An 18,404-nucleotide genomic window follows, 5' to 3' on the forward strand; every position below is an offset into this window, starting at 1 on the left:
AAATTAACGATAGCGACTCTAAAATAAATTTAAGTGCGATGGTTATTTTAACATTGTATATGGTCTTCAATAAATGAATAAGGGGTTATCCGATAATTGGGGAAAATATTTCGCACTAAAGATTTAATAAATAAGCATCGAATAGCTTTTATTGAGCAAATTACTAAGGTTGTTAGAAGACGGAAGGCTGGGCAAGTTATTGGCATATAAGAATTATGCGTGAACTAAATCTAGATTCAAATGAAGCAATCGAATACGCAAAGCTTAACGCAGGAGTAGTTCAACCATCAAAAACAAGTATCAACCCATACTATTTAGGACTAAGAATGTTTGAAGATATAGAAGAGCGATATAATAATCCGACGAAAGAAATGAGAGAGTTAGGTGTTAAACCTGGCAGCGGTCGAGAAAAAATGTTTGAAGTACGAGAATTAGAGTCTGATAGTTCATTTATACGAAACTATTTAACGAAAGAATTAGTTATGCGCGAAGATATGTATTTATTCCAGCGACAAGGTAAGGAATATAAAGTAACTGATAAGGCATGGGAGAATGTTAGAGATCAACTTGTAGTAAGTCGGGTAAATGGTGGATTCCCTTATATCGTTGTTCAAGAAGGGGATTATTTAAAAAATGGGGAGCTTTATTTGAAGCATTCTTATGAACATATGGAACTTGATGTGAAGTATGTTGAGAAGGTTATGCCGTATATTCATCAGTCAAAACCAGGCTTCATAGAGCTAGGAAGAAGCTGAAAGTTTTTTTTTGAGGAGGATAAAATTGATGAATTGGAGGGGACCTTTTTCTGAATATAAATGGACAAGCATTCCGAACTATGTTCAGAGAGGAGTATTAATAAAAGGTTTCGTGCTTTAAAAAATGGGGCACAAAGTTGTAACCTTCTTTCTTAAATTCTAATTTCACTCAGTAAAAATCTAACTTTATCTATATCAGAAATAGACCCTCAATAAAAAAATAAACGTGCAAGGCATCCAAGGATCCCAATACACGTTTAGAAATACAAAAATAAGAAGTGCGGGATCTTAGCAGTAAATATGTTATTTACGAACATCTACTTTGACCCATCGTCAATAACTTCTGAACTATATCGATCGATCCCATCTGCTATCTTCATCAATAAATTTATTAAATATTGTTGATCCGATAGTTTTCGATCTTCTTCGGGATTTGTCATATATCCAAGTTCTATTAAAGTAACAGGAACCTTTGACCAATTAAATCCTGAGAGATCGTCACGATAGGAAATTCCTTTTACTATTGTAGATTGGTCTTTTTTTACTTCTTCAACTATATTCTGTGAAATTAGTAAGCTATCCTTATAAAGTGAAGGGATATATGGATTTTTTTTAGACGGAGTTAAGACAGAAAATCCTTTTGTAGAATTATCATTTGACCCGTCGGCATGGATTCTTATAAATAAATCAACATTGTTTTTGTTCGCTATTTCTGCTCTTTCTTTATTGCTTAAATTTACATTATTTGTTGTACGAGTGAATATGACATTGTAACCTCTTTTTTTAAGGATTTCACCTAATTTAAGTGATGCCTCTAAACTTAAAATATACTCGGGCTTCTTCGTCACTACTCCAGTTGTACCACCAGTCACCTTTATCTTCATTTCACTAGAGCCCGGTCCTAATGGTTCAAGTGCTGTATTTGCTTTGCTTTGGTGACCCGGATCAATACAGATTATAAGTGGTTTTGTGGAGTTCTTCTTTTCATATGTTTGTATGACTTTATTTGATTTTTCTTTAAGGGTTTCTATTTTAGACTGCTGAATTAGTGATGTTTTGTGCGGTTTAATATCAGAATGATCTTTTGGATAAAATAAAAAACTTAAAATACAGATTGTAAAGATCATAAAAAAAATAATGCTCTTTTTATTAACTACCAACTTCAATTAAGGAGCTCCTCCCTAGCTTTGATTAGGTTTACATTATAAGTTTCAATCTCACTTAAAGTACCATTATAATTCACATTTGGACTATACCATGATTGAGCTAAAAAATAGTTGCGCATTTTAACCGTTTTAAAAATGTATCCATGACGTGCATAAATTTCGTTTCTAGCTATACCCAACTCATCTTTCGTCAAATAATCTATATCATCTTGAGTTAGTTTTCTTATATTACTCATTGGCAAGATAAACTCATTTGCAGTAGACATGTCACCATATACCATTGTATGGATTACGATAGCTAAATCATCTTTCGAATTTCCTTCCAATACAGGTATTGAAACACCGCAAGAGCCTGAATAATACATTAAATCATCGTTAGATAACGTATGTGGATACTGTGCAACACATTGATCACCTACATAAATATACCATGATGTATTTTTAGACATTGCTATTTCATCTGCAATATTTGCTACTTTAATCGCCCAATCCCTTATTGGAGAAATTTCTCCACTATCATATAAATTAAATATTAATTGAAGATTTTGAAGAGAAATATTATTAGCTGTTAAATTTATTACACCATCACTTTGTGTTATGTCCCAACTACCAACAGATAGACTTTTACTCCCATCGTAAATTTTTAATTGTTCTAATCGATTTATATAAGAAGGAATCGTTTGGGTATTAGTTGGATTTTTTTCAGAAACTTTTTCTGTCTCTTCCACTTTTTCTTTCTTTTTCGCTTTATCTTTCTTTTTTACCTGATTCGCTACATGTTGTGAGTGTTGACTTTTACTTGTAAGTTTTGGATAAATTAAATAAATTGCGACTGCCAATACGATTAATACGGCGATTGAAATCAGTATACCTTTCATTCTATTATACTTATTTTTATAATTACTTTCCTGCAAATTCCGATTTTCCGAACGAGTTTCGACCTGATTAGTCACTTCCGGATTACTAGTTCTTTCTCCGCAATTTGTACAAAATATTGCCCCTTGCTCTAAGTTTCCACCACATTTAGTACAGTAAGCCAAATTTTCTCACTCCCTTTTTAATATTTAAAATTATTCAAATGTTGACTTTAAGAAAAAATGCATTTTATTTTTTTAGGAAAGAATGCGATAAGGTGGCTGAGTTGCAATGCAGGAAAGAAGTGGCATGTAGAATTGATAAAATATGAAAAAGACGATTAATCCACAAGAAAAGCATTGGATTAAAAAACGACTAAGAGGATTCTCTTTAGTCGCTTTGTAAAAATAAATGAAGTTTACACAATAATAAATATATGATTGGTCTCTATTTCAAAGCACAAAAATTTAATATACTTCCTATAATGCATACAAAAAAATTATAAAAATATCCTGAGAAACGGTGAATTCCCCCAATTATAAAATTCAACTAATTAAATATAAATATTAAAATGATTTGATTTCTATAAAAAAATAAGTGGGGCAGGGGGAGAAGTCGGTTTTAAATAGAGGTTTTTTCTTTTAAATACCAACACGAATATACTCTCGAAATAATCCAACCTAATAATATACCACCAGCGTTTAAGATTACATCATCGATATCCATCACTTTATTAGGGTATCCTGTTATATAATTGATTCCAAACTGAATTATTTCAATTGACAGAGACAGAAAAAGACCAAATAAAAAAATTATGAAACCGCAGAATTTTTCTTTTTAGTACTACATAGAGAACTGGTATTGGAAGTAATAAAAGAATGTTACCTATTACTTGTATCCATAGATCATGTTCAATCGAATTGAGAATTGTCTTAAAAGGTAAAAATTGATAAAAGAGTTTACTAGTTAATTCGGGATTTTTTATATAAAAATACGTAATTGGAAAGAAAACAACTTTTACTAAAGATAAGAAGTAAAAAAACCATATTGTAAAATGATAGAATCTTTGCTTTGTAAATGTTTTACTAATCCATTTTATCTTCACAAAATATGAAATTAATCCTAACAAAAATACAAATATAAATTCAACAGGATCTAATGTTACTGAAAAGCCGATCATGTTAGTATTTCCAAGATATAGATGTTTTTCCTTCGATTAAGGTCTGTGTAGTTTTCTTTTATTAACCAATTCATTGTATCCTCCTAAAATTTAGTAATGGGAAAGTCCCTCAACTAATAAATCGGAGGAATTTATAAGTAAATAAAGCATTCTATGTGAACAAAAATTGAACTCAAATTCTTGTGTAAATTCTTCCAAAACAAGGAAATAGTTGATATTATGACGAAATAATATAAAACACTTCATGAAAGGCTGGTCTAAAATGCTTAATATCGTTTTTCCTGGTTTAGTCTTAATTATTTTAATTGCTGTATTTGTACTATTTAATAGAATCATTAAGAAATCTAAAAGATCATAGTTTGAGAGCGAAAAGAATCTACAATTTGATTCTTTTTTTATTTAGTTCTTCTACATAATGTTTTTTACTTTAAATTAAAAAACGTTAACTCAGTTTTTTAATAACTTCTTCAACGATTTTATTCGTTATTCCGTTAAAGGGAAGACATCGAATAAAGTGATCATTTAATTTCCCCATATGCCATTGATCATCTATGATTACAAACTTTTCAACGTCTTTTCTACTTAACCATTTTGATATTTCCAATTCTCTTATTTCAGGATTCATTTTCAAATCAATTATAGGTGTAATATCAATTATTAGAGCAGGGTTTATATCACAATCCTGAAAATTTCTAATAAGTTCTCTCCAAAGGTAACCATCTTTGCTTTGATGGATTCGCCAAGTCGAGGTGATTACAATTCCAGCTTGTGTCTTTTCGGTAATCCTTTTCAAATTTTCCATTGCCTCTTGATCAAACTTAATACAATCAATTTGGTTTAAATTATTTCTTCTAATTTGACGATCAGAATTTAAAACTCCGTCAATATCTAAAAAAATAATCTTCATACTTTTCACCTTCCTAACTAAAAATATATAAACATTTAATTATTCATTCCTATCAAGAGTTTGTTTTATAAAAATAAATAAACTTCATTTAAAATAGAATTAATTTAAAACGAAAATTTAAGAATCACTTTAACAAAGATTACAAAATATTCATACAAATTTATACCTTATTTACAGTATATATACAGTTCCTAAATACTCTTCCGTTATATTGAAAGTAAGAAAATATTCAATAGGGAGTGTTATTCATGGGGAACAAGAAAACGATTATTAGTACTGCTTTAACAATTGCAACTGCAACAACATTGGGATTTAATCATTTCGTAGATGCAAAAGAATCGGATAATAGTCACAAACAAGGAAAGGCTAAAAATGTGATTGTTTTTGTTGGCGACGGAATGGGAGCTGCACACCGTGAGGCGATCCGACTGGCTACTGTTGGACAAACTGGTAAACTAGCAATGGATGATATGCCTTATGCTGGATTGGTACATACTAGCTCAACTACCGCTATTACAGATTCGGCTGCTGCTGCTACTGCTATGGCGTCAGGGGTAAAAACGTATAATGGGGCTATTGGTGTTGATGCAAACAAAAAGTCAGTAAAAACAGTCTTGGAAATGGCAAAAGAAGCTGGGAAATCAACTGGTTTAGTCACAACTAGCCAGATTACGGATGCAACTCCAGCAGCATTTGGTGCCCATGTGACAGATCGTTCAAAACAAAGTGACATTGCTAAGCAGTATCTTGAAAACAGCAAAGTCGATGTTTTATTAGGTGGGGGAGAAGACTTTTGGTATCCTGCAGGAAATGCTGGAAGCTACGAAGACCACCCAGCAAAGGATCCTTCTGAACAAAGTAAGGGAACACAAGGTAATCTTGTTGATGAAGCGAAAAAGCTTGGCTACAATTACGTAACGAATGCAAATGAGCTACAAAAAGCGAAAGACGGTAAGTTGTTAGGTCTTTTTGCAAATGAAGAAATGTTCGAACAAAGAGAAGAGGGAAAAGGTGATCTTTATGATCCAGTAGTTTCTCTTCCTGACATGACAAAAAAAGCGATCGATACTTTATCGGATAATAAAAAAGGTTTCTTCTTAATGGTAGAGGAAGAAGGCACAGACGAAATGTCTCATGAGAACAATGCTGAAAAAATGATCAAAGCTGGTCAAGAACTAGATAAATCAGTATCTATAGCTAAGGAATACGCAAAGAACCACCCTGACACTCTTGTTCTTGTAGTAGCAGATCATGAATGTGGCGGCTTATCAATTGAAGATGTGGACAGGAAAGATGAGTCAGGCGATGGGATTTCTAAAGAAGACGGACCATTTAATGTAGCAAACAGTAGCAATCAATTCATGATTGACTGGACAACAAGTGGTCACGGTGGCGTATCTGTTCCTTTAACGGCGATTGGTGCTGGATCAGAGTTATTATCAGGAACATATGAAAACACTTATATCTATGAGGCTATTAAACAAGCAATGGGTTTGAAAAAATAATTTTTGTTGAAAAACATTCCATTTATCTAATGGGATGTTTTTTTATGGAGCGCCAGGCAAGCTTAACAACAAAAAGAAGATCGTCATTATTTACTAAAATCCAAGAAGGGTAATTACATACACAAAGAGAATTAATGTTTTAAGGAAAAATACGGAAGAAATTATGCTAAAGATACTTTAATTACATTGAAACAATAAAATAATTAAGAAAAAGGTAGTGTTATGTTGAGAAAATGGGTTATAGTACTTTTTTTAATTTGTTTTGTATTAATTGCTTTTATACAGATTAATAATACGTTTAAATTATTTAATTTCAATTCGCTATCTGAATCGGAAATTCCAAAAATTGATCACATTGTAATAGTAATTGAGGAAAATCATGCGAAACAGCAAATTATGGGGAATCATTTTGCACCTTATATTAATTCACTAATGAACCAAGGTGCCAACTTAATTAACTATCATGCAATTGAACATCCTAGCCAGCCGAATTATTTGGACTTGTTCTCTGGATCAAATCAAGGTGTCACTGACGATTCTTTACCAAAAACAAAATTCTCAACAGATAATTTAGCAAGTGAGCTTAATGAAAATAAATTAACATTTGCCGGTTATTCTGAAGATTTGCCTTCAATTGGTTTTAATGGAGAATACAACAAAGATTATGCACGCAAACACAATCCATGGGTTAATTTTGCAAATGTCTCAAAAAAAGCAAATCAACCATTAGAAAAATTCCCAACAAATTTTAGTAAACTGCCAACTGTTTCCATTATAATCCCTAATCTCCAAAATGACATGCACGATGGAACAATTAAACAAGGAGATCAGTGGTTAAAAAAACAAATTGGTGAGTATGTCAAATGGGCAAAAACGAATAATAGTTTGTTAATTGTAACATGGGATGAAGATGACTTTTCACATAATAACAAAATTCCCACCGTTTTTGTCGGACCCATGGTAAAAAAAGGACAATTTAACGAAAATTTAAACCATTTTAATCTTTTACATACAATAGAGGATATTTACGGATTAAAGCATGCAGGGACAAATAAATCTGTTAAAACTATTAAAAATATATGGAAATAATTATTGGTTTATTAATAGTGGATATAGACAACAAATATGAGTCTAGCAAGGTGATTTTTGGAAAACAGTAGCTATCAATTCAGGATTGAATAGACAACAAGTGGTGATTTTTAGATACATTCCATTTTAGTATGGAATGTTTTTTCGGGCTAAAAAATTGAGTGGATAAATTAATTGTAAAAAAGAGTATATTTATTTTATTTAAAAATAAACGGCTGTCCTATTTGAAATGATAAAGGACAGCCATTTTTTACTCAACCTTGAGTAAATTTAAATCAATTAAGGTCTTAAAAGGAAAGTGTAAATTTAATAGCGAATATCTATCATAAGAGGTGTTCGGACAATATCGTTTTTAAAAAGATATAGGCAATGGCTTTTCAAATTTGAGAATAGAAGGAATGATCTAGCTGAATTCATTTTGGAGATAATTTTTTTACCTTCGCTTTTTATTGGAACAAAATTTCTTCTTAAGAATTATTCTTTTATTATTGCTTTACTCGTTGTGTTTTTAGCTATAAATCTCTATTCTCTCTCGGATGGCTTTTTAAGAAAAACTTTTAATGAATTTAATGTCAACATACCAAAATGGATCAGTATTATTCCGACTACTTTAATCATTGCTTATATAATTTTTATAGATAAATAGAAATGATTCCTTCAATTGTATCATTTTAGGCAATCATTCAGCATAACAGGGAACTAGATAAACTAAATAAATCTAGTATTTTAAGGTAGAGAGTATTTATGAACCTTTCATAAAAAGGAAGTGATCTGTTGTTAGAAAATAGTATTAAATGTGAACCAAATGTATCAAAAAAGAAAATCTTTGCATCTCTTTTATTTGTTCCAGGTTTTTATCTAATGGTTTTATTTACAACCGTATTAATCGTATTTGTTGGAAGTGGGTTAATCTTTTCATTCATTACTTTGTAGGTAAATTTTTAGGTGAATTAGGATTTGCTTATTTTGGATTAATTTTACTCGATGCTTTACCTTTTTTTGGAATGATATTTGGAGTGGTAAGTTGTTTTATTGCAATTATTTCTATGTTTTTTAAAAATAAACAATTTGAGCCGGCTATATTAATTAATCCACATGAGCATCCAAAACTTCGTGATTTAATTTCTGAACTTTCTGCAAAAATGGATTCACAAATGCCAGACGCGATGATTTTGCATGTAAAATCAAAATTTTTTGTGTCTGAAGGCAAAATTAATGTCTTTAATGGAACTGCAAAAGGTAGAATACTTGCAATTAGTTTTCCTTTACTTCATGTATTAACGGTAGATGAACTACGTGCGATTATTGCCCATGAACTCTCGCATTTTACGGGAAGAGATTTAGTTTTCAATAGGTTCGTTTCGCCTGTATATAAAGGTGCAAATAAGTATTTAGACTATATTACATCCTTATTTAATCACAATGGTCGTCGTCGTCCAATATTTATATCGATTCCAATGATATTACCAAAAGTACTTATGGAGTATTTTCTTAAGACTTTTCACAAATATAATATGAAAATTTCTAGAGAAATGGAGTACAGAGCCGATTATATTGCCTCGAAAATGTGTGGAAATAAAAATTATAAAGAAGCTTTGTCCAAGTTAATAAGTCATGGTAATATTTTTAATCGATTAATTGATGAACAAATGACTGAGAAAATTGTTCATGGTTTTCAATTTGAAAATTACTTTAGTTTTTACCGTGAACATGTTGAAACATACAAAAAGCAAATAGAGGAGTCATTAGCAAAAGCTTTAAGTGATCCTGAAGCAGAATTCGCTACACATCCGACATTGAAAAATAGAATTGTAAATCTACCGAATGTTGATACAATATATGATAACAATGGAAAAGCATTAGAGTTAATAAATTCGTTTGATTATTTAGAGGTAAGTATGACAAAGCACTATACTTATTATTTAAATAACAATGCTCTTCATTTCTGATAATTCATTGCTTTATATTTTAAAAAATAAGAAAAGGGGCTAAAAAATAGCTCCTTTTTTCTTTTATTGGTAACATAATAAGGAAGGATTAATATTCTTTTAAATTGAATATTTTAATGGTTAACAAATATGAGAAGTTCTCTTTAACAATTTCAATACAAATAAATGTTTGCTAGTTTATAAGGCATAGTTAGATTGGGTCTTTGATGTAAAATGCAAATGTTTGGGAACAGGAGGAAGCATCATGACAAAAATAGCAATTATTTCAGATATCCACGGAAATAAAACTGCATTAGAAGCAGTTTTAAAAGACATTTGCTCTAGAGAAATTGAGAGGATTTTTTGCTTAGGTGACCTAATTGGAAAAGGGCCTCAAGGCTCAGCGTGTATAGAGCTCGTTCAAAAAAATTGCGAAAAAGTAGTCCGTGGCAATTGGGATGTATTTATTCAGTCACCTGCAGAAAATGATTTTATTCAATGGTTTAGAGACCGATTAAAAGAAGAAGACTATCAATTTCTAGCTTCATTACCTTTTCATATTGACCTTGAATTAAATGGACAATTAATCAGGTTTTTTCACGCTTCTCCAAGGAGTGAATTTGAGAGGATATTACCATTTCATCCAATTGAAAAACGATTAAGTATGTTTGAAAATAGTGAGATAACAAATTCAAACAAAAACGATAAAACTCCTGATATCATCTTTTATGGAGATATACATACTACCTTTTTGGAAACTTTCAAAAACGGAATTTTATGCAATGTAGGTAGCGTTGGAAATTCCCTTGATTTAACTTCAGCGTCATATGCGATTCTTGATGGTACTTATTCAACTAATTCAATCCAATTTGTAAGGGTGGAATATGATAGAGAAGCTGAACTTATGATTGCCGAAGAGTTAAAATTGCCGGATTTAGACAAATATCATGATGAAATAATGTTCGCTAAGTATAGAAATTCATAATTTAAAATTAAAAACAGTGGGAAATCGTATCTTCCCACTGTTTATTTTATTATTTAACTGTTTTTTTTTATGGTTTTGACAGTCTCAATTAACTTTTGTCATTTCCTATTGCTAAGAGCATATTATTGTTACACTCAATTATACTAGATTAATGAATATGTTATGTGCAAATACAAACTTCAAAAATAAAGGAGATTTATCATGGAAAAACAACGTAAAATTATATTATACATTGGTACTTCAATTGATGGCTATATAGCAAACAATGATGGCACGTTAGAATGGCTAGAAACAACAGAAGTAGAAGGAGACTCTGGCTATATTACACTTTTAGAAAGAATTGACACTGTTGTGATGGGAAAAGGAACATATGACGTCGTTCGTGGTTTTGATATGGAGTATCCTTATAGTACATATAAAAACTATGTGTTTTCAAAATCTGCAACCGGATCTGATGAATATGCTACTTTTATAGACGAAGATATTAAAACTTTTATACAAGATTTAAAACAACAACCTGGTAAAGACATTTGGTTAGTCGGTGGAGGCAATCTAGTTCGAGAATTTTTTAAAGAAAATTTGATTGATGAATTTCAACTAGCAATCGCTCCAATCGTTTTAGGGAAAGGAATCTCTCTTTACACTGGTGATGACATTACCCAAAAATACACTTTAACGAAAGTAGAAAAATTAGGTCAACTTGCTATGCTTCATTATGTTAGGAAATAATATTTATGAATGTTCCTATTTAGTAGAGTAGATCGCTGGTTATTAAAAAATTACAAATAAATTACAGTCCTATATTATTGGTCTGCAGTAGCAGATCTTTTTATTTGCTTAATTTTATATATTGGCTAATTTCATGAAAAAATCGACTTTTGTCGGTCTTCTTATTTTTGTAACAATTGATTGATTAAATAACAAGGGAGGCTGAATATTTTGTCGAATAATAAGATAAGATTAAAAATATTTTCGGTAATAGGAGATGACTAATGCCAAGTAAATTTAATGGATTTCTGAAAAAATTTAATATAAATAGTGATAAAGTCATTAAGAAAAAGGAGTGAGTTGAATGGTAGAAACAGTAAACTGGAAAAATAATGCTATTGGACGTAATTTTATAACTTCTTTTAGTGGAGGGAAAGATAGTGTACTAGCTTTATATAAAGCTATGAAAATAGGGGAAGCGGTTGGATTAATCGTTATGCTAGAGGAAGAAGGGAACCGTTCTAGATCCCATGGAATGCCTCCCGAAATAATACGCGCTCAAGCTGAATCAATAGGTTTACCTGTTTATACAGGGGTGGCAAGTTGGTCGGAATATGAAAAAGTATTTACACAGCTATTAGTAAATGCAAAAAATCAAGGAGCAGATGTATTAGTAACGGGTGATATTGATATGCCTGTTCAAGATTGCTGGCATGATAAGGTTACAAAAAATGTTGGATTAATGCTTGGTATGCCATTATGGGAAATGAATCATCGTGAAGCTGTCGATGAGTTTTTAAATAAAGGTTTTCAAACCATTGTTGTAACAGTCAACTTAACGTTAGGAATGCGGGAAGAAGATTTAGGACGAACGTTAACTCACGAATATGTGAAGGAGCTTGAAAATCGAGGGATTGATCCATGCGGAGAAAGTGGTGAGTTCCATACTACCGTGATAGATGGACCGATTTTTAAGTATCCGATTTTAGTTAAAAAGTGTGAGATTATTAGGGACGGAGAATATGCTTATTTGCCTTTAGAACTTGCATAATTGAAAAAGGAATTAAGAATGTATATAAAATACTAAATTTATTAAGGTAAAATTCAGATAACAAAAAACTTCTAGGGAGAATATCCTATGCATTCTTTTTTTCAAAAAGGAAGACAACGATATATGAAAATTGGATTAAAACCTATAGTTTTGATTGCAATAATATCTGCCGTTTTAATCTTAAGTGGATTTGATATGAATATTAAAGAGGTATTGATTTATCTTGTACTTTATCAGACCGGAAAGAGTATTATCTATTACTTTGAATCAAAAAAAGTAAATTGGAAGGAAAGTATTAATGGAATTATTATTTGTTTATTATTTGTATGTGTATATCACATTTTATTTCATTTCTTGATTTCAGTTGGTTTTAAGTCCATAAAGGTTATTAAAGCTATAATCTGCTTACTAGTTGGCACTTTGGGAATATTATCATTTTTGGATATAACACTTATTATTCCTTTTAAGATTCTTAAGCAAAAGGGAATTAAAAGAAAATAGTAATTAAAGTTTTTATAAATCAAATTATAGCTATATTAATTATTATTTCAGTTTCAGGAATATAGAAATTTCATAGGGTTCTTAAAGGAGTTTGTAATTTGTCTACTATAATACTAGAAAATAAAAAAAATTGGCAGAAAAGAAGACGATTTTTATTTAAAATACTAATTTCTGTAAGCGTATTATTTTTGGTGTTAATCGGATATGGAGTATACTGGGTATTTTTTGATATGAATAGATTACCAAAAGGAGATTATCTTACAGAAGAAAAATCTCCAAACGGAAATTATACTTTAAAAGCATTCGTAACAAATGGAGGAGCAACAACTGGATATGCTGTTAGAGGAGAACTGGTATATAACAAGGTAAAGAAGAGTAAAACTGTATACTGGAATTATCGTGAGAGCGCAGCAGACATTGAATGGATCGATAATGATACAGTTGTTATTAACGGACACAAGCTGAATATACCTGATGATAAATTTGATTTTCGACATAATTAAATATAGTTTTATGAGGGAATTACATAGATTTTAAGATGATAAGAAAAGGTAGGGAAGGAGCAATCCTATGAAATTGTTATTATCAATCGTGTTAGCATCCATTTTAGGTATATTTCTTTTGATGATAGGAGAAGTTGGTATAATTATAGGATTCGGAATTGTAGCTGGTACTTTATTTAGAGGAGTATATCTTTTAAACGATTTAAGCAAGAGACTTTCAAAAGTAGCTCCAATTATACCGAAATCAGTTAAGGTAAAAGAAGCTTATGAAAATTATTTAAGAGAAAAAGAAATAAACATTTGAGGATGGAAATTATTTCAATCCTTTTTTTGTTGTATACTCTTTAAATGGTTCTTACTTTTTATAATAAAATGCTGAAATTAACCCAAATTACAAATAAGCTTTGTTAGTGTAATATTATAATAGAATTATATATAAAATTGTAATTATACTTTTATGGGGGAAATAGTAGTGGTAACAACAAATAGTAAATCTATATCTTCATTAACTTTAGGCGTTTTATCGATCATCATTCCTTATATTGGCTTTATACTTGGTATAATAGGTCTATTTATTTCTCGAAAAAGTATTGCCGAAATTAATCGCTCGAATGAAAAAGGGAAAGGTCTAGCGATTTCAGGAAGGGTTTGTAGTATTGTTGGAATATGTATACAGGCAATTTTGATTATCATTTTAGTTTTAGGAATTATTACATTTTTTTCAATGAATGATAATATGACTTTTTAATGAGAACAAAATAGAACAAGGGTTTTCGAATGAAAAAAAGTAGATAAATAGCTTTTAATCATAATAAAACTTTGATGCGACTTTGACTGTTTGGATTTAAATGTATATAGTTTAAATTATAGTCTTACGTATCTACATAATTTTTGATTAAGGAGGGACGGACATGGAAGTTTTTGCAGAATATTTAGCAGGTATTGATCATCCAGACCACCGTGAGCGGACTGCTGAAATTTTGGATTGGATTTCGAATAAATTTCCTAGCCTAGAGCCGCAAATTAAATGGAATACGCCTATGTTTTCAGATCATGGTACATTCATTATTGGCATTTCGACTGCAAAGCAACATATGAGCGTATCACCTGAAGAAAAAGGTATTGTTCAATTTGCCGATGAAATTGCAAATGCTGGTTATAGTGCTACAAAAGGATTGTTTCGTATTCCTTGGAAAGTCCCGGTTAATTATGAATTACTTGAGAAAATGATTGAGTTCAATATTCAAGATAAAGCAGAATTTACGACTTTTTGGCGTAAATAATGTTACTCATTTCATAAACTAGTTGGTAAAGATTAAATTTAATAGCAGTACGATTAATTAAAAATAGGAGCTGACTAGTTCAGCTTCTATTTTTTGTTCATAAAGATTTAAATAGTAACAAGGTCATTTTAAGTACTAAATCGAATAATATAGAATCAATGTTTTAAGATAAGTGGTGATTTAAGTGAAAAATAGTGTACCAAATAAAATCCATATCATTGGTTCAGTTGGAAGTGGAAAGACGACATTAGCAAGGCAGATGTCCAAAAAGCTAAATATACCTTATTATGAGTTAGATAATGTTGTATGGAAAAGGCAAAAGGGTCAAAACGATATCAGGCGTTCCGAACAAGAAAGAGAATGCTATTTAGATACACTCATTCGTTCGGATACATGGATTATTGAAGGTGTTCATAATGAAGAATGGGTAGGTAATAGTTTTAAAAATGCAGACTTGATTATTTTTTTAGATACCAAATATTCTGTTAGAACCTACCGAATCATTAAAAGATATTTCTTTCAAAAACTTAAATTAGAGAAGTCAAATTATAATCCGACACTTAAAATATTCTTCAAAATGTTTAAATGGAATAAGTATTTTGAACAAGTGGGGAAACCAACATTTTTTAAAAAGTTTAAGGATTACAATGATAAAATATTAGTCGTTTATAATATAAGTGAGATTGAAGATTATTTTAAAGAACACAGATCAAAAAATATAGGAATCGCAAATTAAGCGGTTCCTAATTTTTGTATTTAGCAGCTATTTCTTAATGTAATGGGATCGGAAGGTTTTCTACTAATTCTGATAAAAATACAAATTTAGCTTCTTCTTTAATTTTAGGTATGTATTCCTTTATTACATTTGAAGTAATTTCGCCTGGTTCGCCAACATGTCCAATCGCAATCATAGTTGGTTCGATTCTTACTTTTTCTAAAAGTAATCGAGTTTGCTTTTCTATATGTTTATAGGTGTATAAATCATCGAAAAATAACTTGTTTTCAATGACCGGCACGCCTATCTCATCTGCAATTTTAGTAACTACGCTCCGATAATTCGTCTTACTATCGAAAAAAAATAGGCCCTTTTCTTTACAAGCAGTTAAGACAATGCGCATTACTCTCTCATCGGAAGTTGCTTTTGAACCCATATGATTATTTATTCCTATTGCGTATGGGACGTCATCAATAGCGGCTAGAACCCTTCTTCGAATTTCGTCATCACTTAAGTTGGTCTTAATCGCATTTGGACCTAACCAACTTGCTTTCCCTTTCCTTGGTTCCATTGGTAAATGAACTATTACTTCATAACCTTTAGAGTGGGCGACAGTTGCATCCTTTTTAGTAGAAGGTAAAAAAGGCATCACTGCAACTGTTAATGGGATCGGTAGTGAAAGCATTTGGTCCGTTCCTTTCATGTTATTACCAAAATCATCAATCACTATAGCAAGCTTATGATTAGGCTCAGCAAATACTGAAGAGCAGGTAGTAGATAGAGCTACTAAAATAGAGAAAATAGAAGTAATCCAAAGCTTCATCGGTAAATCTCCTTTTCCATTAATTACTATGCTCTACTATTTTCTGTGATTATAAAGAAAATAACCGTAAAAATTGAAAAGAAACTAAAATGTTTAAATACAACTAAATGTTATTTTGTGCTCATTTAAAAAATAAAAGTTCAATTAAATTAAATAGTTGAGTAGTATGATTCCTATTGCTTCACACTTTTTTATTTTAATTCCAGATTTGCTTTATAAAAAAGGAACTTTAATTCTGTTGGAGAATGTAATTAAGTTAAAGTTTTGTTTTCATCTTAGGAGGTTTTATGAAAGATTTCCATTGCTGCGCAACATGCCAGCATTTTAAAGCAGAGAAACAAGTAAAAGGTATGAAATATTATTGTAGTAGATTGGGATTTGAAACAATGACGAACTATAAGTTTAATTGTTGGAGTCCAAATGAGAGTGTGAAGAAGTTGATCAATAAGTGCAATTTGGACCGATAGACTCATAAACAAAAAAAGGAAGATAAAATGAATAGAAATAGGTTATATAAGTCGAATACAGATTATGTATTTTTAGGTGTATGTGGAGGAATTGCAGAAGCTTTATTAATTCCATAAATTCTTGTAAGATTGGTATTCTTATTTTTGCCAGTATCACTTCTAGTCTATCTAGTTTTGGGAGCACTGATGGGAAATGATGATTTTTATTACGTTGAAAATGTAAGAAAGAAGAGTAGGTTTAAAACTGTGATATTTGCTTTTGTATTTGCTGTAATCGTAATCGTAATTTTATCAAGCTTAGGTCTTTAGTAGGCTACTTCAATTAATTAGATAACAGATAAGTTGTAGAAGGTCCAAAACGTTTGAGATAGAAACTTATCATAATAAGTGAAAAGATGTGGTGAAATTGGACAATAACGAAACCATTTTAGTAGAGAAACAAATAAAGATTCTCAATGAGATAAACATAATCTGTTTAAATTTAACATTTCAACTCTGGCTACGAGGAGGGTGGGCAATTGATTTTCTGCTTGGAAATATTACTCGCGAACACTCGGATATTGATTTAGTCACATTCATTCAATATCGGGAAGAGTTAGAACTGGCAATGGTTAATGCTGGTTTTAAAAAAATCCCGGTTAGTATGCTTCAAACGGATTTCATAAAAGATGAGGTCGATGTGAGTTTTGTATTTGTTAGAATATCAGAAGAATGTAAAATCATAGCGAATGGTTTTCCAAACTGGGAATGGAGAAATGATGCTTTGCCAATTCAAAAATATAATTTAAAAGGTATATCAATTAATGTCCTAAACCCACACCAGTTACTTGACGAAAAAAAGATATATGAAAAAGGTACAGGACGTAAGCTTCGTCCAAAGGATATTGAGAGTATGAAAGTAATTCAAGGAATTATTGATGAGATTAGCTAAATGAACTTAAAAGGTAGTATTTTTAAAAGAAAAGGAGAGAAAAGAAATGAGCACATCGAAATTTTCGATGAAAAGTCCAACGCCTATTCTACGTATGTTTGATGAAGATAAGGCAAAAGAATTTTACATAACATTTTTAGAATTTGAGATTGATTGGGAGCACCGATTTGAAGATGATTTTCCTTTATATATGCAAATATCATATAACAATTGTGTAATTCATCTTTCTGAGCACCATGGAGACTGTAGTCCAGGTTCAGCTATTAGAATTGAGGTAGAAAATTTAGAGTTACTTCATTCGAAGCTACTGTCTAAGAAATATAAATATGCTCGCCCTGGCATCGAAGAAACTCCTTGGAAAACACGAGAGGTCCGGGTTGGAGATCCATTTGGTAATAGAATTGTCTTTTATGAGAACATGAAAGACTGAGTTCTATTGTACATTAACGTCTATAAACAGCCTTATGAATAAAGAGGATTGAATTAGGTAGCATTCTAATTTAATCCTCTTAAAAATTGAAAAAATGAATAAATCAGGTTAGTATTTGTACTATTTTAATTCATTTTTTCTTGAACTGAGTGTAGACCAAACGACCTGTATTAATCCAGCGGTCAAAACACCTACAAGCGTATCCCTCATTCGATCCATCGCATAAACTTTTGATTGGTGTTCAAATGCAAAGACAAATAGAATTGTGAGAGCGACCTGGTGAATGACTTTTTTGTCTAATTTTAAATATTTAGCAATATATGTACCAATTAAAATTAAAAGTCCTAAGTTCCATCCAGTGACTTTCAGATAACTTGCAATTATTACAGTAATACCAATTCCAATCATTGTTCCAATTACTCGCTTGATTGATAAACTAATTGTTTTGTCCATTGTTGATTGAACAGTAAGTATTAGAGAAACTGGACCTAAGTAGGGATGTGAGGAACCAAAAAATTTAGAGATTTCCCATGCTAATGCAGAACCAATTGATAATTTCCAGATAAGACTAGTTATATTTTCAGATGAGTTCAGTGAATTTGTTTCTTCCATAAGTACCTCT

The 18,404-nt window shown here is 30.9% G+C and carries 23 protein-coding genes and 1 pseudogene; 18 read left to right on the forward strand and 6 right to left on the reverse strand.

What is annotated here, in order from left to right:
* Nucleotides 1-182 precede the first annotated feature (182 nt).
* Nucleotides 183-719: pseudogene (locus tag CN946_RS07685) on the forward strand (SpoVR family protein); the annotation flags it as partial.
* A gap of 353 nt (nt 720-1,072) precedes the next feature.
* Here CN946_RS07685 and CN946_RS07690 read toward each other — a convergent pair.
* From CN946_RS07690 to CN946_RS07710, 4 genes are all read right to left on the reverse strand, one after another.
* On the reverse strand, nt 1,073-1,921 hold the full coding sequence (locus CN946_RS07690) for an N-acetylmuramoyl-L-alanine amidase (RefSeq protein WP_286133865.1): 849 nt from the start codon (nt 1,919-1,921) through the stop codon (nt 1,073-1,075).
* Nucleotides 1,918-2,961: a YARHG domain-containing protein gene (locus tag CN946_RS07695; RefSeq protein ID WP_286133866.1), complete on the reverse strand. Its 1,044-nt coding sequence runs from the start codon at nt 2,959-2,961 to the stop codon at nt 1,918-1,920. The genes CN946_RS07690 and CN946_RS07695 overlap by 4 nt, the downstream gene beginning before the upstream one ends.
* A gap of 436 nt (nt 2,962-3,397) precedes the next feature.
* Nucleotides 3,398-3,592 (reverse strand): VanZ family protein, encoded by a 195-nt coding sequence (locus tag CN946_RS23985; RefSeq protein WP_098860603.1) that lies wholly within the window; start codon nt 3,590-3,592, stop codon nt 3,398-3,400.
* 806 nt (nt 3,593-4,398) lie between these two features.
* Nucleotides 4,399-4,863, reverse strand: coding sequence for an HAD domain-containing protein (locus CN946_RS07710; protein WP_098860605.1), 465 nt, complete (start codon nt 4,861-4,863; stop codon nt 4,399-4,401).
* Between the two features lie 248 nt (nt 4,864-5,111).
* Here CN946_RS07710 and CN946_RS07715 point away from each other — a divergent pair, with 248 nt between their 5' ends.
* The 13 genes from CN946_RS07715 to CN946_RS07770 all read left to right on the forward strand — a co-directional run bounded on the left by CN946_RS07715 (nt 5,112) and on the right by CN946_RS07770 (nt 15,152).
* A complete protein-coding gene (locus CN946_RS07715) occupies nt 5,112-6,368 on the forward strand; it encodes an alkaline phosphatase (RefSeq protein ID WP_098860606.1) in 1,257 nt (418 codons plus the stop codon).
* A gap of 225 nt (nt 6,369-6,593) precedes the next feature.
* Nucleotides 6,594-7,457 (forward strand): alkaline phosphatase family protein, encoded by an 864-nt coding sequence (locus CN946_RS07720; protein WP_286133867.1) that lies wholly within the window; start codon nt 6,594-6,596, stop codon nt 7,455-7,457.
* Between the two features lie 774 nt (nt 7,458-8,231).
* Entirely contained in the window at nt 8,232-8,390 is a 159-nt protein-coding gene (locus CN946_RS23365) for a hypothetical protein (protein ID WP_176547247.1), read from the forward strand.
* Between the two features lie 83 nt (nt 8,391-8,473).
* Nucleotides 8,474-9,406 carry a M48 family metallopeptidase gene (locus CN946_RS07725; RefSeq protein ID WP_176547248.1) on the forward strand — a complete coding sequence of 311 codons (933 nt, stop codon included), beginning with the start codon at nt 8,474-8,476 and terminating at the stop codon, nt 9,404-9,406.
* A 244-nt stretch (nt 9,407-9,650) separates the two neighbouring features.
* Nucleotides 9,651-10,370: a metallophosphoesterase family protein gene (locus tag CN946_RS07730; protein ID WP_098860609.1), complete on the forward strand. Its 720-nt coding sequence runs from the start codon at nt 9,651-9,653 to the stop codon at nt 10,368-10,370.
* A 201-nt stretch (nt 10,371-10,571) separates the two neighbouring features.
* Nucleotides 10,572-11,099: a dihydrofolate reductase family protein gene (locus tag CN946_RS07735; RefSeq protein ID WP_098860610.1), complete on the forward strand. Its 528-nt coding sequence runs from the start codon at nt 10,572-10,574 to the stop codon at nt 11,097-11,099.
* Nucleotides 11,100-11,442: 343 nt separating this feature from the next.
* Nucleotides 11,443-12,129: a Dph6-related ATP pyrophosphatase gene (locus CN946_RS07740; RefSeq protein ID WP_098860611.1), complete on the forward strand. Its 687-nt coding sequence runs from the start codon at nt 11,443-11,445 to the stop codon at nt 12,127-12,129.
* Nucleotides 12,130-12,216: 87 nt separating this feature from the next.
* Nucleotides 12,217-12,630, forward strand: coding sequence for a hypothetical protein (locus CN946_RS07745; RefSeq protein WP_098860612.1), 414 nt, complete (start codon nt 12,217-12,219; stop codon nt 12,628-12,630).
* Between the two features lie 98 nt (nt 12,631-12,728).
* Nucleotides 12,729-13,133 carry a DUF5412 domain-containing protein gene (locus tag CN946_RS07750; protein WP_286133868.1) on the forward strand — a complete coding sequence of 135 codons (405 nt, stop codon included), beginning with the start codon at nt 12,729-12,731 and terminating at the stop codon, nt 13,131-13,133.
* Between the two features lie 67 nt (nt 13,134-13,200).
* Nucleotides 13,201-13,437 (forward strand): hypothetical protein, encoded by a 237-nt coding sequence (locus tag CN946_RS07755; RefSeq protein WP_098860613.1) that lies wholly within the window; start codon nt 13,201-13,203, stop codon nt 13,435-13,437.
* A 168-nt stretch (nt 13,438-13,605) separates the two neighbouring features.
* The gene (locus CN946_RS07760) at nt 13,606-13,881 is read left to right on the forward strand and encodes a DUF4190 domain-containing protein (protein WP_286133869.1); all 276 of its coding nucleotides are present in this window, start codon (nt 13,606-13,608) and stop codon (nt 13,879-13,881) included.
* A gap of 163 nt (nt 13,882-14,044) precedes the next feature.
* Nucleotides 14,045-14,416 carry an iron chaperone gene (locus CN946_RS07765; protein ID WP_098860615.1) on the forward strand — a complete coding sequence of 124 codons (372 nt, stop codon included), beginning with the start codon at nt 14,045-14,047 and terminating at the stop codon, nt 14,414-14,416.
* A gap of 184 nt (nt 14,417-14,600) precedes the next feature.
* A complete protein-coding gene (locus tag CN946_RS07770) occupies nt 14,601-15,152 on the forward strand; it encodes an AAA family ATPase (RefSeq protein WP_098860616.1) in 552 nt (183 codons plus the stop codon).
* Between the two features lie 34 nt (nt 15,153-15,186).
* Here the strand turns inward: CN946_RS07770 and CN946_RS07775 are convergent, their stop codons facing one another.
* Nucleotides 15,187-15,954 (reverse strand): divergent polysaccharide deacetylase family protein, encoded by a 768-nt coding sequence (locus CN946_RS07775; RefSeq protein WP_098860617.1) that lies wholly within the window; start codon nt 15,952-15,954, stop codon nt 15,187-15,189.
* Between the two features lie 494 nt (nt 15,955-16,448).
* Between CN946_RS07775 and CN946_RS07785 the strand changes: the two genes are divergently transcribed.
* The 4 genes from CN946_RS07785 to CN946_RS07795 all read left to right on the forward strand — a co-directional run bounded on the left by CN946_RS07785 (nt 16,449) and on the right by CN946_RS07795 (nt 17,782).
* Entirely contained in the window at nt 16,449-16,538 is a 90-nt protein-coding gene (locus CN946_RS07785) for a PspC domain-containing protein (protein ID WP_098860619.1), read from the forward strand.
* Between the two features lie 69 nt (nt 16,539-16,607).
* Nucleotides 16,608-16,730: a hypothetical protein gene (locus CN946_RS23785; protein WP_286133870.1), complete on the forward strand. Its 123-nt coding sequence runs from the start codon at nt 16,608-16,610 to the stop codon at nt 16,728-16,730.
* A gap of 91 nt (nt 16,731-16,821) precedes the next feature.
* Nucleotides 16,822-17,352: a nucleotidyltransferase domain-containing protein gene (locus tag CN946_RS07790; RefSeq protein ID WP_286133871.1), complete on the forward strand. Its 531-nt coding sequence runs from the start codon at nt 16,822-16,824 to the stop codon at nt 17,350-17,352.
* 46 nt (nt 17,353-17,398) lie between these two features.
* Complete coding sequence (locus tag CN946_RS07795; RefSeq protein ID WP_098860621.1) at nt 17,399-17,782, forward strand: glyoxalase superfamily protein; 384 nt, start codon at nt 17,399-17,401, stop codon at nt 17,780-17,782.
* Nucleotides 17,783-17,902: 120 nt separating this feature from the next.
* On the opposite strand, the gene CN946_RS07800 is transcribed toward CN946_RS07795, so the two are convergent.
* The gene (locus CN946_RS07800; RefSeq protein WP_098860622.1) at nt 17,903-18,394 is read right to left on the reverse strand and encodes an FUSC family protein; all 492 of its coding nucleotides are present in this window, start codon (nt 18,392-18,394) and stop codon (nt 17,903-17,905) included.
* Between the last annotated feature and the right edge of the window lie 10 nt (nt 18,395-18,404).

It is taken from the genome of Bacillus sp. AFS053548 (assembly GCF_002575105.1).
GTDB lineage: Bacteria > Bacillota > Bacilli > Bacillales > Bacillaceae_G > Gottfriedia.

Bases quoted from the DNA above. Each gene is read 5' to 3' on its own strand.
- CN946_RS07755 (WP_098860613.1), top strand. From the start codon at position 13,201: ATGAAATTGTTATTATCAATCGTGTTAGCATCCATTTTAGGTATATTT.
- CN946_RS23785 (WP_286133870.1), top strand. From the start codon at position 16,608: ATGGGAAATGATGATTTTTATTACGTTGAAAATGTAAGAAAGAAGAGT.
- CN946_RS07735 (WP_098860610.1), top strand. From the start codon at position 10,572: ATGGAAAAACAACGTAAAATTATATTATACATTGGTACTTCAATTGAT.
- CN946_RS07740 (WP_098860611.1), top strand. From the start codon at position 11,443: ATGGTAGAAACAGTAAACTGGAAAAATAATGCTATTGGACGTAATTTT.
- CN946_RS07715 (WP_098860606.1), top strand. From the start codon at position 5,112: ATGGGGAACAAGAAAACGATTATTAGTACTGCTTTAACAATTGCAACT.
- CN946_RS07745 (WP_098860612.1), top strand. From the start codon at position 12,217: ATGCATTCTTTTTTTCAAAAAGGAAGACAACGATATATGAAAATTGGA.
- CN946_RS07710 (WP_098860605.1), bottom strand. From the start codon at position 4,863: ATGAAGATTATTTTTTTAGATATTGACGGAGTTTTAAATTCTGATCGT.
- CN946_RS07795 (WP_098860621.1), top strand. From the start codon at position 17,399: ATGAGCACATCGAAATTTTCGATGAAAAGTCCAACGCCTATTCTACGT.
- CN946_RS07775 (WP_098860617.1), bottom strand. From the start codon at position 15,954: ATGAAGCTTTGGATTACTTCTATTTTCTCTATTTTAGTAGCTCTATCT.
- CN946_RS07785 (WP_098860619.1), top strand. From the start codon at position 16,449: ATGAATAGAAATAGGTTATATAAGTCGAATACAGATTATGTATTTTTA.
- CN946_RS07800 (WP_098860622.1), bottom strand. From the start codon at position 18,394: ATGGAAGAAACAAATTCACTGAACTCATCTGAAAATATAACTAGTCTT.
- CN946_RS07765 (WP_098860615.1), top strand. From the start codon at position 14,045: ATGGAAGTTTTTGCAGAATATTTAGCAGGTATTGATCATCCAGACCAC.
- CN946_RS07730 (WP_098860609.1), top strand. From the start codon at position 9,651: ATGACAAAAATAGCAATTATTTCAGATATCCACGGAAATAAAACTGCA.